This window comes from Candidatus Magnetominusculus xianensis (assembly GCA_001541255.1).
Lineage (GTDB): Bacteria > Nitrospirota > Thermodesulfovibrionia > Thermodesulfovibrionales > Magnetobacteriaceae > Magnetominusculus > Magnetominusculus xianensis.
The window spans coordinates 15,703-28,167 of sequence record LNQR01000021.1 but is presented as its reverse complement, the minus strand read 5'-3'; the positions used below and the strand labels follow the sequence as shown (position 1 = coordinate 28,167).

Sequence of the window (12,465 nt, the reverse complement as noted above, 5' to 3'; positions counted from 1 at the left end):
CATGCTGTTATAAGGTATAATTCCTTTATTAATTATAGTATATACGTTATAAGTGCAAAAGAAAAGAGAGGTGCAAGTCCTGAATCCCGCACCTCTCCTGATTACTAATATGCTAATAAATTTGTACCGTCGGAGCAGGTATAGCCAGCGAAGCGTTTTCCAGCGCCATATCCATCACCGTGGTTGGACTGCATACAGGCCATTGTTATGGTTTGACAAGTTGCAGTTGATGCCGTTACAGAAAGCATGCCTGAGTACGCCTGCATGTTGTTGCCTCCTGAGCGATAGTTGCCGTCGTCAGTAGAAATTTCGTCTGAGAAACTTAGTATTTTTGTGCCAGAGCCGTTGTATATAGCATTTTGTCTGAATACAAACATACGCATCGTCCCTGACTTAGGTGTAAATTCGGTGGGTATAGTGTGAACGGTTTGAGCTGGAGCACCTTTTTCTGTTGCCATTACCTTAAACGTTGCTGTGGTATCGCTGGTAGTGTTATCTGTAGATGTGCCTGGGTTCATGTTTGAAACCATGCAGTAGGTAGTCAGCCCATTGTTTGAATGCAGATAAGGTAACGTGAAATTGACCGTGCCTGCCAATCCAAACCCTGTTAAAGCTAATACTGTGACCAGAGTTAACGACGCTAACAACATTTTCCCTTTCTTACTTTTTGACATAGATACCTCCCTTTTTACTGCTGAATTATATTGTACACCTATGCTGGTGTCCAGCAGGGAACAATTTTCAAGCTGCCCCCCTCTGAGGATACCTTAACATATTTAATTTGGATTGTCAAGAAAATATGTATAATTATTTTACATAAAGATAATAAACAACAAATACGTGGCGATGCTGCCTAAGAGGGCGCCTGCAATTACCTCCCAAACGCTGTGAATATTTGTTTCAATGCGGCTGCGTGATATAGCCACAGCACCAAGAAACGACAGTACCGACAGGATGAGATTATGTGTTATAACAGTTATTGAAACCCACACTGAAAAAGACAGCGCAGCATGTCCACTTGGCATTCCTCCTCTGAGTGGATGTCCCTTTTTAGCGGTTAACGACTTGATGAGTACGACTAAGATCAGGACAATTATCACGGACAATACGGCAATTTCGCTACTGCCGTGAGTGGTTATAGACAATCCCCGTTTAAAGAATTTTACGAGATAGGGAAATAAAATAATATATCCAGTGATGGCTGCCCCCACTGCCGAGATAAGTACCGCACCGGCGGCCACATCTTTAGCAATTCTGGCTTGTTCGCTTATTTGTGGACAGATAATGTCAACAACGGTCTCTATCGCCGTATTCAGCAGTTCAGCAGTTATCACAATAATAGTAAGGAGTGAGATTATAAGGAATTCGACGGTAGTTACGCCCGAGGCATAGCTAAAGAGGAGGACAAGTGTGGCAGCATACAGGTGATAACGCACGTGGCGTTCGTTTTTCGCCGCAGTTAATATGCCCTCAATGGCATTGTTTGTGCTGTTAATCCATTTTTTTAAGGGCATTGAGCAGTTCTACTTCTTTTTTTTTCATTGCACGGTCATGCTGGGCGTCTATCTCGTGGTCGTAACCCAGGAGGTGCAGGAGGGCGTGGATGAGGAGTCTTCTTGAGTGTTTTATTACTTCGGCTGTTACAGCCTCTGGGCTGTCATGCGGGTCGAGTTCTGAATAAATCCAGTCTGTATTTATTATAATGTCACCAAGCAGAAACTCACCTTCTTTGGGGAATTCCTTCATAGTGTTATACATAGGGAAGGACAGTACGTCTGTGGTCTTGTCCACGCCGCGGTGTTCAGTGTTGAGGGCAAGCATTTTCTTGTCGTCCACAAGGACTATGCTCAGTTCAGCCCTTCGAAGCGGAAGTCCCGCCCTTTGTAAACTTAATAACGTTAGGGCTAAGTCCGCCTGGTGTTTGATCCAGCGCAGGCTTATCTTTTTCTTTTTGTTGAGATTCTCTATCGACGTTTTTATGTTGTTCTCCTTCTTTCTTAGCGCCTTTGTTAAAATCAAAGCCTGGATATTCGATTCTTTTATGAAGGATACCGATTAGAATAAACGTAAAGCGTTCTTTAATCTTGTGTATATCTTTTAGTGTCAATTCACATTCAGTCAATTGACCGTCTATCAAAACGGTATTGATTATCTTTTCAACCAGACCGGAAACACGTGCCGGTGTAGAGTCTTTGAGAACCCTTGATGCGGCCTCAACTGCGTCGGCTATCATGACAATGGCGGCTATCCTGTTTTGTGGTTTAGGGCCAGGGTATCTGTAGTCTTCTTCTTTTGGCGGGTCGGACTGTTCTTCTTTTGCCTTTTGATAGAAGTATGTAATAATGTGTGTACCGTGATGTTGTGTTATTATGTCTTTGACCAGTTCCGGCAGTTTATATTCGTCGGCCAGCTCAAGGCCTTCTTTGACGTGAGAAATCAGAATCATGCTGCTCATGTGCGGGGTGAGTTTCTCGTGTTTGCTTATCGAGCCAGACTGGTTTTCTACGAAATACTCCGGCATCTTTATTTTTCCTATGTCGTGGTAATAGGCCGAGACCCTTGCCAGTAAGGGGTTAACGCCTATATCTTCGGCGGCTGCCTCAACCAGATTCCCTACGATTACGCTGTGATGGTATGTCCCCGGGGCGTTTATCATCAGATTTTTCATCAATGGCTGGTTTAAGTCAAGCAGCTCAAGCAAGGTAATATCAGTAGTTACCTTAAATATCGACTCAAGTATTGGCAGCATAATTGAAGTAAAGGCCGATATGGTGATACCGCTTGTCATAGCGAAGATTAGTGATGGGACAATGATTCCAAGTGTGCGGTTTGAGCTGAACATGGAAAACACTATGACGGAGATAACGTTAGCAATGCTGACATACAAGCCTCCTTTGATAATGTCAGAGCGTTTTTTGCATCTGATGACGGAAAATGCCGCTATTATGCTCCCTGCAAATACATAAAATGTGTAGTAGGCATCGTTTTGCCATATACCGCTGAGTATGCTTATGATGAATGAGAAAATAATCGCCGTGTGCGGGTCAAAAAGGAGCATTACTAACATTGCCCCTGCCTGCACGGGCAGTCCATAGATTATTGTCTTTTGTTCGTGCAGCCCAAGCCCGATGGTGAAATTAATAAATATATATTCAATCAGGCGGCCAAAGACTAATGTGCCGAAGAACATTAGTCCAAGGAGTATTATCATCTTTTGCTGTTTCAAATACGATGGTTTATACCGGAATATGTCCATAAACATTATGGAAATGGCAATTATACTGATTAGATAAATCCCTATGAAATTCGCTATATCCAAAGACCTTACAATGGTCACAGAGATAAGCAGGGAGCAGATCAGGACAAAATATATAATCTTTTGGTCGATTGTGTTTTTTAATATATCAAAAGGCTTAATGCTTTTCGTGTTTTTCATATGCCTTTATTATCTCCTGTACCAGTTTATGTCTGACAACGTCTTTTTCTGAAAAATAGACCGTCTTAATCCCTTCGATGTCCTTTAAGATACGTTCTATTTCGACAAGGCCGGAGGTCTTGTCAGACGGCAGATCAATCTGTGTTATATCGCCGGTGATGACTGTTTTGGAATCTATACCAAGCCTTGTAAGGTACATTTTCATCTGTTCGGCTGTAGTGTTTTGTGCCTCATCCAGTATGACAAAGGCGTCTTTAAGCGTCCTGCCGCGCATGTAGGCAAGGGGTGCTATCTCTAAGAGACCTTTTTCAATAAGCACCTGAGCCTTATCTGCGTCTATCATATCAAACAGGGCATCGTACATCGGTCTGAGGTATGGGTTTACCTTTTCGTAAATATCACCGGGGAGAAATCCAAGTTTTTCACCGGCCTCAACAGCCGGGCGGGCAAGGATTATTCTGCTCACTTGTTTTTTCATATAGGCATTAACGGCCATCGCCATGGCCAGATAGGTCTTGCCTGTGCCTGCCGGTCCGATGCCTATGACTATATCGTGAGTCTTTATGGCCTCAAGGTATTTCCATTGCGTTTCAGTTTTTGGGGCAATATACCTGGCCTTTGACGGTACGGGGATATAGTTATCAAAGACATCCTTTAACGCGGTGCTTTTTTCGGCAGCGCCAAAGCTGCTTATAGCGTTGTTGATGTCGTCTGCCCTTAACATGTTACCCTCTTTTTTATAATCATATATGTCAAGAATCATCCTTTTTGCTATATTTATCTTATCGTCCTGGCCTTTTAATATAACCTTGTTGCCCCTGACACCGATAGTAATCCCCAGTGAATCTTCTATTGCCTTCAGGGATTTCGAAAGCCCTGCATTCAGAAAATCCGTATAGCTGTTTATCGGTATTTCAAGGGTTATCGTTGGGACTCCTTTATGAAACCCTTGATCCCTTTTTTATTTAAAGATGTCATTACCTGTGATGCCTCAGTTTTTACATAGTTACCTCCAAGCCTTACTTTATATAGTGTTACACCGTCGTTAACAGCAACCTTTACGATATTGGCATCAAATCCTTTGGCCTTGAGGTCTTCCTGAAGCTTCATGGCATCGCTGAAATTTCTAAATGCCCCTATTTGAATAAAATACTTGTCGCCTGAGTTTGCTGCTGGTGCTTCCTTCTCCGTTTTTTGCTGTTTTGCTGTGGTTTTAGACGCCTGTAATGTACCTTGCGCAGTTTGTGGGGGTGGTGTTACAGGGGTTAAGACATCCTTAACCGCCGGGGTTGGTTTAGTCGTTTCAGCGGCGGGCGGGGGTGTCTTTGTCTCTGTTTGCGGGTTAGCTTCAGCAGTGTGTTTAGATGTTTTTGCCTTCGGCTGGGCGGGGAGTGGGGTCTTGGGTAGTTCTGCCGGTTCCAGTTTGGGCTGCAGCTTTGGCGGCTCTGGTTTTACCTGTTCGGGTTTGGGCTGTGGTGTGTGCGGCTTTACAGGCTCAGGTTGTTCGGCAGTGTTGAGGATTTCATAGGATTTTTTTGCTGCCGGAACTTCTTCATGTGGTTTAGGTGCGGCTGCATCAGTTTGTACGGGCGGCTGAGGCGGGGCAGGCTTAATCACCGGTTTCATTTCGGCAATGGCTGGTTCAGTATTTTTTGCCTGTAAGACAACTGGAGACGATACTTTCTTCCCTGCAAAAAATCCTAAAATAAAGCTGACAGATGAGACCAGTACAACTATAACAATCAACAAGCCTTTTCCTTCGATGAAGTTATAGCCAATTCTATCAAACAATCCGCCCTTCATACTATAAGCATAACATCACCGTAAGAGAAAAATCTATATCGGGCTGATACGGCAGACTCATAAGCACGCAAAAGGAGGTCTTTCCCTGCAAATGCACAGGCCATCAGCACCGGTGTTGAGCGCGGCAGGTGGAAGTTGGTTATAAGCGCAGCGGCTGCCTTAAACTTATAACCTGGGTAGATAAAAATGTCTGTAGAGGCGGTTATCCTCTGGCAGCCGTTGTCTGATGCCGTTGATTTGATTAATTTATACCTGCCGCTTGATATTGCCTCAATTGCCCTTGTCGTTGTTGTGCCGACAGAGACTGCCTTATTGCCGTTTATCTTGGTCTCCTTTATTTTCTCAAGCAAAGATGTATCGATTTCAAAGCGTTCGCTGTCCATCTTATGGTCAGAGACGTAGTCGGCGTGAACGGGTCTGAATGTCCCCTCACCGACATGGAGCGTGATGGTCTCAAGCATTACGCCTTTGTCTCTGAGTGCCTCTAAAATCTGGTGTGTAAAGTGAAGTCCTGCGGTAGGGGCGGCGATTGACCCTGGTTTTTCGGCATAGACGGTTTGGTATCTCTCTGTATCCAGGGTGCAAGCTGGTCTTTTGATATACGGGGGCAGGGGCATATGGCCATATTTTTGGAGCTGTTCCTCCAGTGTGCCCTCATAGTGGAATCGTGCCTCATTCCCATCTGAAACATCTGCGTAGAAATCCTCTGAGATAAATACCCGGCCTGTGTATTTACCCTTTGAGAGGATTCGATATGTGCCTGTTTCATTCGTCTCTGCTATAAGCAGACCGATTGTTTTACCATCTTCGGTCTTTCCCATAACCCTTGCGGGGCAGACTTTCGTATTGTTCAGGACAAGCAGGTCACCAGCCCTGAAGTAATCCACTATGTCCACAAATGTCTTATGTTCGATACGGTTGTCACCACGCGTCAGCACCATGAGCCTGGACTTCTCCCTCTTATCAGGCGGATACTGGGCGATTAACTCCTCAGGGAGGTCAAATAAAAAATCAGATGTCTTCATCTGCGAAAAGATGCTGTTAACATGTGCCTTAGTACGGTCTACCTTTACACTTTTTTATGTTTAAATCTTTGTTTGTAAAATCATATGTGACTTCACCATCATCTATTTCATCGCCTTTATCGTTGATTGATTCCTGTTCGACTGTGAAACTAAACTTTATCCTGACTTTGTCTAAATTCACGCTTGGTCGTTTCTTTATTATTACAAAATTATCATAAAAATATTTTACATCGCAGCCACAGGGACCACCCGGGCAATATGCGTTGTAAGTTCCGAAGTAGTTCTTATTGTTATCGATAGCTAATCCCATTAATGGATTACCTGGTATGCTGTGTATCTCTGCATTATTTACCTGAAAGTCAAAGCCGCGTACACGTCTAAATAATTTGTTGTGTTTGCTGAACCTCTTCAACGACACGCAGTATATGCCGCTGTCCCCATCTGCATGAGAGAAGGCGAACAATACTATTGTCAGTATGATTAATGTCTTAGTGGTTTTTTGGGTAAGCATTTGTCTATCTTTTCTAAGGTAATTGCAGAATAATGTATTGGATCTAATACGTCAACCTCTGTGTCTATACCGCCTTCTTTCTTCATATATATCAAGCTAAACCCTATCATTATATTCTTTCCAGACATATATTTAGGTTGTCTAAGGATAATAAATTTCTCAAAATCTTTATATCTGATAGCATGTTTGTCTGACTTAGCCGCTGCAGTAATATTAGTAACATCCACTTCATTAATGTCAAGGACATATACCCATGAAGATGGTAGTTTGGGAAGGTCATATATATAAGCATTGGAAACAGACAGATCAAAGGCCCTAATTCGTCGTGTTAGATAATGAGGACTATAACCATACGAAGCATAATAATATGTGTCTTTGCATTCAGCCGCCACAGCGGCGTTGGCAAACAGCATCACTGCTGAAACTATCAGCAGAACAGCCAGTCTATTTCTAATATTCAGCAGATTAATAATCAAGTTTTCAAGCTGTCTAATCATTTTTATTGATTTAATTTCACGCCTGATAACGTTTATTAGTTTGCCTTCAGGCATTTATGAGTATCCTTTATAACAAAGTCTTTAGCGTGAAGAACCATGATTTCAGATGTTCCATTGGGTTTAAGATAAATCAGTTTCATAGTAATATAAAGTTTTTCACCCGGTATTAAAACAAAGGTGAGAAAATCTTTAAAATAGTCTATACCGACAGCATCTTTGTCTGTATAAGCCGCTGCGATTAAACAGTTTATTGATTCTACATCAATGCTATAATGCCAAGCTCTTGGTATTTTGGATATGATATCAGAACCGCCGTCTAAAAAGAATGCCCTAACCTTATATTTCTTCTTAAGGTATGAGTCTTTTAATGAAATAGTATAAAACTTTTTCTTACACTTTTTCGCAAGCACATACTCCGGTGAGAACACCACCAACGAGACAACTAACATAGACACTAATCTCAAGTATAATAACATGCGCTTAACTCCTGCATTGATTTAAAATATACAAATCTTTACTATAAGGCCATGCCGCTGCTTTAGTACAGCGTTCCTTTGCACTTGCGGATATTTAAATCTTTGTTCGTAAAATCATATGTGACTTCACCATCATCTATTTCAACACCTTTATCATTGATTGAGTACTGTTCTATAGTGAAACTAAACTTTATACTGACTTTGTCTAATTTAATGCCTGGCCGTGTCTTTATTACCACAAAATCATCATAGAAAAATTCTAAATAGAAACCTCCGGGACCATTCCACTTAAAGCCGCGATAACTACCGCGGCCTTTGATATATTTATCCATCTCGAAGATAAATCCTGGCGGATTATGTAATATACTATATATTTCGGCATTACTTGAATAAAATTCTAAACCGACTACACGGTGAAATATCTTGTTGCTTTTTGGAAGTTGCTTCAACGACACGCAGAACAAGTCGTCATCCCCTTCGGCAACAGAAAAGGCGAACAACAGTATTGTCAGTATGATTAATGTCTTCACGGTTTTTTGGGTAAGCATTTGTTTATCTTTTCTAAAGTAAAACCTTCATTATCAAAGATGTCTAATTCACTAAAATATATGCCGATACCGCCTTCTTTCTTCATATATATTACACTCATTCCTATTAATCTCTTATTATCGGATTTATTTTTAGGTTGTCTGATTATAACAAATCTTTTAAAATCTTTATATGTGATGGGATGTTTATCAGACTTTGCCGCAGCGGTCATAGTTGATTTTGCTCCACAGGAAGTTTCACAACTATAACTATCATATACCCAAGAGGAAGGCAAAAAGGGTAAATCATATATATATGCATTGTTAACACTAAATCTAATTGCCCTAACTCTTTTCGATTTAAAATTACTGTCATAAACTAACGAAACATAATAATATGTATCTTCACATTTAGTCGCATGAGCAACATCGGTAACAGCAAACAGTATAACCGCCAAAAGCATCATCAAAATAGCAAGACTATTACTGATGCTCAGCGTCATACAGTTTAATAACCTATTGATTCGTTTATTAATCATTGTCTCAGATTTAAGATTACACATGATGTCCTTTAGTACGCCTTCAGACCTTTGTGGATTTCCTTTATAATAAAATCTTGGGTTTGAAGAATTATTATTTCAGGTGTTCCATCTGGTTTATAATAAATCAGCGTCATACTAAAATACAGTTCATGGTCCTGCTCATTTGGCCATGTCCTTAAAATGAAGCTAATAAAATCCTTAAAAAAGCCAATATCAACGGATTCCTTGTCCGTATATGCTGCGGCAATAAATTCGGTTGAGAGATCATCATTAAAGTGATAATGCCAACCGTCAGGCATTTTAGGTATGCTGTAGATATCAACATTGGAGCTGTGATCTAAAAAAAATGCCCTAACCTTATATTTTTTGTTGGCGTATGTGTCTTTTAATGAAACAATATAAAACTTACTCTTAAGTTCTTCCGTAAACACGGCTGACGGTGTGAACACAATCGAGGAGACAACAAATATGACTAGTATTCTCATAAGTACTAACATGCACTTAACTCCCACGTTCGTTTAAAATATCCGATACCTCAATTAGTCTAAACTAAAGTATATGTGTTTGTCAATCATAGTCTTAGTACAGTTTGTCTTTGCACCGGCGTATGTTAAAGTCCTTGTTTGTAAAATCATATGTTTTGTCAGCATTAGAATTATTATCGTTAGCTCCATCATTAATGGTTTCATCCGTTTCTAATTTTAAAGTTAATTTGACATCGTTTAATTTAACCCCTGATTTTTTCTTTATTATTACGAAATCATCATAGAAAAAGTTCAACCTTACACTACCTGCAAACACTAAAGCGCCACCGGCTAAACCCCCCTCACCTTCATTGTCTTTCCATACGCTAAGAACCCATCCGATTGGTTTGTGAAGCACTTTGTATAGCTCGGCATTCGTTACTTTAAAATCAGCGCTCATTATACCGTAAAAAATTCTATTGCTGATCTTAAAGTCTTTTCTTAACGAGACGCAGTACAGGTCGTCGCCCTCTACGGCAGAGACGGCGCAAAATACTACAATAAGCATTATTAATGTCGTCGCGGCTTTTTGGGTAAACATTTGTCAACCATTTGTACAGTAAAGTTCTCGGTCTCAAAGGCTTTTACTCTGGTAGTCGTTTTTTCCGTCATCTCTAATACCGTCAACTTTATATGTATTTTATCGGTTTTGGGTTGTCTAAGAATAACAAAATTCTCCAAATCCCGATATTTAAGGATATGTCTATCTGATTTTGCCACAGCGGACAGATGAGAGATCATTCTATTATAATATTTAGTTTTTGTGATTTTATATACCCATGACGATGGTAAATTTGGAAGGTCATAAATAGAGGCATTGTAAACGGTCATAATCATACCCCTAACTTGTTCTGTTTTATAATTCTCTCTATTTTTTATTGAGGCATAAAAATATATATATTCACAGTCGGCTGCAACAGCAACATCTGTAAATGTCACAACCAAAAGCATCACTAAAATCACCAATTTATTATCAATTATCAGTGTCATAGATTATTAATATTCACTAAGTCAATAGTCAAAGATTTACTAATACCACTTAGGGCATTTGTTAATTATTTTAATATTAAAGTCTTTGGTACCCAACTCTATCAATTTAGCGGTTCCATCGGGTTTATTACAAAAAAAAGTCATTCTTAAACCTGGTTTTGATTTTTGGTGATCGTCTTTCAATAGAATAAAGGTGAAAAAATCCTTAAAATATCCAATATCGACAGCTTCTTTGTCAGTGTCGGCAGTGCCAATCAATTTATCGAACCCGTGTTCATCTGGAAAGTCATAAACCCAGCCGTTTGGCATTTTGGGTATGCCATAGATATAAAAATTAAGGCCTGGATTCAGATAGAATGCTCTAACCTTATATTTTTTCTTGAGATATGAGTCTGTTAATGAGATAACATATAACTTATCCTTACATTTTGCCGATAGCTCGTTCTTCATTGAGAACACAACTGACAAGACAACTAACAAAATCAATAGTCGCAGACAAAATGACATGTGTTCAACTCCACCGATAATATTAAATAGCAACTTCTTTATGTTAAACGTACGTATATGCAATTGTCAACCCTTATTTTTTCATAAAATGCAAAATGAGAGAAGCATGGATATACTTCTCTCATTGTCATTGCATCATGTAAACATTTGACAGCAGCGGGCTGCCAATTTTAATCCAGCTTAAAGATGGCCGCTATTTTATCTACCCTTTTCTTATTTTCATTTTTGTCGGTCTCCTTCATCTGTTGTTCATATTTAACCTGTCCTTGTGATTTAGGCAAAAACTCAACCTTAACATGTAATTTACCTGCCTCATCCTTATCAGTAATTGCGGCATATGCCGCAACTGTTAGATCAACGGCTTTTGTTGGATCCGGCATATTTTTTGTCTTCACTTTTTCCTTTCCATCACTACCAATGTATCTGTCGGTTACAATTGGTGTGTATGGTCCCCTATCGTTGATTTTGATTATAACACTTTTTCCCTCCTTTTCCTTCCCATCCTTCCCAATCACAATGTTAGTCACCCTGGCATATACATATACGCTCGCATCCTTCTTATTGTAAGGAATTTTCCCTACATCGATTGGCTGCATTGCTCCAGCAAATGCATACTTATCGTATTTAGCTCCGCTCGCTGTTGCACGATTGGGTAAATTATAAAAAGTAGCATTTGTGTCCATCTTATTGCTGTCGTATTTCGTGTACTTGTCGTCAGTATACTTGTCCTTATAGTCCTTATTATAGTCAAGGGCTACATTCTTGATGTCTTCACGCCACTTGTCATGCTCGTCTTTCACCTGGGCAGGGGTTTTGCCTGACGGTAACCCAGGTTTCTGATCATTTATCTGCTGCACACCCGATTTAGCGTCAGCAAGTTTCATTACATAGTCGGAAACGCCTGGTACTGGTACACCTGTAAAACTGGTTAGCAGCGTATCTACTTCGTCTGAGCCGACCTTTGAGAAAATGTCTCTCCAATACTTGGGGTCTCTGTCTAAAAGATCGACTGCCTTTGCATAACGATTAAACGGTGCGTTTCCTTTGGACAGTTGATAAAGCCCCTCTTGAAAACTCAGGTCACCCTTACTTACTTCACTGGCTAACCGCTCTGCCTTGTTCTTTAGCTCACTGTCTTTCGGCTTCAAATTCCCTAATGCTGCCGCAGCGTCAACTCTCTGTTTTGTAATACCTTTTTCCCTTTCCAGTCGCTGTGATAACTCATCTGACACCTCACCGCCGCCATGCGAACACCCCGGCTTGCTTCCCATAAACTTCCCCGTCTCTGGGTCTTTCAGATAACAATCACCTTTCATTAAAATATCCTCCTTAAAAATAGTTGGGTTTTACGACAGGATTCTGCTATGAATATAGCAGTTCATTTTTAATGATAACACAAATAGAATTATTTGTCAACAATTATTTTTGCTATATCTAATTATTTATTATATTTGTTTTATTGCGTGGCGAGCTTTTCTCTGATGCGCTTGTTAAAAATAGAATACGTTTGCCCTGGGAAATAATTCAGGGTGGATTAGCTGGTTGATATTATTCATAGAATGAAGGTATTCTTTATTAATCTGCCACGTGAGGATCATATGAGGATTATGGAAGAACTGAGGCTGAC

General features: G+C 40.3%; 17 protein-coding genes. All 17 read right to left on the bottom strand.

Annotation, left to right across the window (positions count from 1 at the left end; translation table 11 throughout):
• Nucleotides 1-104: 104 nt before the first annotated feature.
• A complete protein-coding gene (locus ASN18_RS02615) occupies nt 105-674 on the bottom strand; it encodes a hypothetical protein (RefSeq protein ID WP_085051049.1) in 570 nt (189 codons plus the stop codon).
• A gap of 138 nt (nt 675-812) precedes the next feature.
• Nucleotides 813-1,514 carry a diacylglycerol kinase gene (locus ASN18_RS02610; protein ID WP_085051048.1) on the bottom strand — a complete coding sequence of 234 codons (702 nt, stop codon included), beginning with the start codon at nt 1,512-1,514 and terminating at the stop codon, nt 813-815.
• Entirely contained in the window at nt 1,492-1,926 is a 435-nt protein-coding gene (ybeY, locus tag ASN18_RS02605) for an rRNA maturation RNase YbeY (protein ID WP_085051082.1), read from the bottom strand. Before ybeY ends, ASN18_RS02610 begins: the two co-directional genes overlap by 23 nt.
• Nucleotides 1,853-3,436, bottom strand: coding sequence for an HD family phosphohydrolase (locus tag ASN18_RS02600; protein ID WP_085051047.1), 1,584 nt, complete (start codon nt 3,434-3,436; stop codon nt 1,853-1,855). The genes ybeY and ASN18_RS02600 overlap by 74 nt, the downstream gene beginning before the upstream one ends.
• Complete coding sequence (locus ASN18_RS02595; protein WP_236861456.1) at nt 3,414-4,160, bottom strand: PhoH family protein; 747 nt, start codon at nt 4,158-4,160, stop codon at nt 3,414-3,416. Before ASN18_RS02595 ends, ASN18_RS02600 begins: the two co-directional genes overlap by 23 nt.
• A gap of 197 nt (nt 4,161-4,357) precedes the next feature.
• Nucleotides 4,358-5,239 carry an SPOR domain-containing protein gene (locus ASN18_RS02590; RefSeq protein WP_085051045.1) on the bottom strand — a complete coding sequence of 294 codons (882 nt, stop codon included), beginning with the start codon at nt 5,237-5,239 and terminating at the stop codon, nt 4,358-4,360.
• A complete protein-coding gene (queA, locus tag ASN18_RS02585; protein WP_085051044.1) occupies nt 5,236-6,264 on the bottom strand; it encodes a tRNA preQ1(34) S-adenosylmethionine ribosyltransferase-isomerase QueA in 1,029 nt (342 codons plus the stop codon). The genes ASN18_RS02590 and queA overlap by 4 nt, the downstream gene beginning before the upstream one ends.
• A 28-nt stretch (nt 6,265-6,292) precedes the next feature.
• The gene (locus ASN18_RS02580) at nt 6,293-6,775 is read right to left on the bottom strand and encodes a hypothetical protein (RefSeq protein WP_085051043.1); all 483 of its coding nucleotides are present in this window, start codon (nt 6,773-6,775) and stop codon (nt 6,293-6,295) included.
• Nucleotides 6,745-7,326 (bottom strand): hypothetical protein, encoded by a 582-nt coding sequence (locus tag ASN18_RS02575; protein WP_085051042.1) that lies wholly within the window; start codon nt 7,324-7,326, stop codon nt 6,745-6,747. The genes ASN18_RS02580 and ASN18_RS02575 overlap by 31 nt, the downstream gene beginning before the upstream one ends.
• On the bottom strand, nt 7,308-7,748 hold the full coding sequence (locus tag ASN18_RS02570) for a hypothetical protein (protein WP_157072798.1): 441 nt from the start codon (nt 7,746-7,748) through the stop codon (nt 7,308-7,310). Before ASN18_RS02570 ends, ASN18_RS02575 begins: the two co-directional genes overlap by 19 nt.
• A 62-nt stretch (nt 7,749-7,810) precedes the next feature.
• The gene (locus tag ASN18_RS02565; protein ID WP_085051040.1) at nt 7,811-8,296 is read right to left on the bottom strand and encodes a hypothetical protein; all 486 of its coding nucleotides are present in this window, start codon (nt 8,294-8,296) and stop codon (nt 7,811-7,813) included.
• On the bottom strand, nt 8,275-8,778 hold the full coding sequence (locus ASN18_RS17025) for a hypothetical protein (RefSeq protein ID WP_157072797.1): 504 nt from the start codon (nt 8,776-8,778) through the stop codon (nt 8,275-8,277). The genes ASN18_RS02565 and ASN18_RS17025 overlap by 22 nt, the downstream gene beginning before the upstream one ends.
• A 68-nt stretch (nt 8,779-8,846) precedes the next feature.
• A complete protein-coding gene (locus tag ASN18_RS02555) occupies nt 8,847-9,314 on the bottom strand; it encodes a hypothetical protein (protein ID WP_085051038.1) in 468 nt (155 codons plus the stop codon).
• A gap of 82 nt (nt 9,315-9,396) precedes the next feature.
• Nucleotides 9,397-9,882: a hypothetical protein gene (locus ASN18_RS02550; RefSeq protein ID WP_157072796.1), complete on the bottom strand. Its 486-nt coding sequence runs from the start codon at nt 9,880-9,882 to the stop codon at nt 9,397-9,399.
• Nucleotides 9,852-10,280: a hypothetical protein gene (locus tag ASN18_RS02545; protein ID WP_157072795.1), complete on the bottom strand. Its 429-nt coding sequence runs from the start codon at nt 10,278-10,280 to the stop codon at nt 9,852-9,854. The genes ASN18_RS02550 and ASN18_RS02545 overlap by 31 nt, the downstream gene beginning before the upstream one ends.
• A 90-nt stretch (nt 10,281-10,370) precedes the next feature.
• The gene (locus ASN18_RS02540) at nt 10,371-10,781 is read right to left on the bottom strand and encodes a hypothetical protein (protein ID WP_157072794.1); all 411 of its coding nucleotides are present in this window, start codon (nt 10,779-10,781) and stop codon (nt 10,371-10,373) included.
• Between the two features lie 227 nt (nt 10,782-11,008).
• Entirely contained in the window at nt 11,009-12,154 is a 1,146-nt protein-coding gene (locus ASN18_RS02535; protein WP_085051034.1) for an RlpA-like double-psi beta-barrel domain-containing protein, read from the bottom strand.
• Nucleotides 12,155-12,465: the final 311 nt, after the last annotated feature.

Excerpts from the sequence above, each read along its gene's own strand:
- ASN18_RS02615 (WP_085051049.1), bottom strand. The coding sequence starts at position 674 with ATGTCAAAAAGTAAGAAAGGGAAAATGTTGTTAGCGTCGTTAACTCTG.
- ASN18_RS02610 (WP_085051048.1), bottom strand. The coding sequence starts at position 1,514 with ATGCCCTTAAAAAAATGGATTAACAGCACAAACAATGCCATTGAGGGC.
- ASN18_RS02600 (WP_085051047.1), bottom strand. The coding sequence starts at position 3,436 with ATGAAAAACACGAAAAGCATTAAGCCTTTTGATATATTAAAAAACACA.
- ASN18_RS02595 (WP_236861456.1), bottom strand. The coding sequence starts at position 4,160 with ATGTTAAGGGCAGACGACATCAACAACGCTATAAGCAGCTTTGGCGCT.
- ASN18_RS02590 (WP_085051045.1), bottom strand. The coding sequence starts at position 5,239 with ATGAAGGGCGGATTGTTTGATAGAATTGGCTATAACTTCATCGAAGGA.
- queA (WP_085051044.1), bottom strand. The coding sequence starts at position 6,264 with ATGAAGACATCTGATTTTTTATTTGACCTCCCTGAGGAGTTAATCGCC.
- ASN18_RS02580 (WP_085051043.1), bottom strand. The coding sequence starts at position 6,775 with ATGCTTACCCAAAAAACCACTAAGACATTAATCATACTGACAATAGTA.
- ASN18_RS02575 (WP_085051042.1), bottom strand. The coding sequence starts at position 7,326 with ATGCCTGAAGGCAAACTAATAAACGTTATCAGGCGTGAAATTAAATCA.
- ASN18_RS02570 (WP_157072798.1), bottom strand. The coding sequence starts at position 7,748 with ATGTTATTATACTTGAGATTAGTGTCTATGTTAGTTGTCTCGTTGGTG.
- ASN18_RS02565 (WP_085051040.1), bottom strand. The coding sequence starts at position 8,296 with ATGCTTACCCAAAAAACCGTGAAGACATTAATCATACTGACAATACTG.
- ASN18_RS17025 (WP_157072797.1), bottom strand. The coding sequence starts at position 8,778 with ATGACGCTGAGCATCAGTAATAGTCTTGCTATTTTGATGATGCTTTTG.
- ASN18_RS02555 (WP_085051038.1), bottom strand. The coding sequence starts at position 9,314 with ATGTTAGTACTTATGAGAATACTAGTCATATTTGTTGTCTCCTCGATT.
- ASN18_RS02550 (WP_157072796.1), bottom strand. The coding sequence starts at position 9,882 with ATGTTTACCCAAAAAGCCGCGACGACATTAATAATGCTTATTGTAGTA.
- ASN18_RS02540 (WP_157072794.1), bottom strand. The coding sequence starts at position 10,781 with ATGAAGAACGAGCTATCGGCAAAATGTAAGGATAAGTTATATGTTATC.
- ASN18_RS02535 (WP_085051034.1), bottom strand. The coding sequence starts at position 12,154 with ATGAAAGGTGATTGTTATCTGAAAGACCCAGAGACGGGGAAGTTTATG.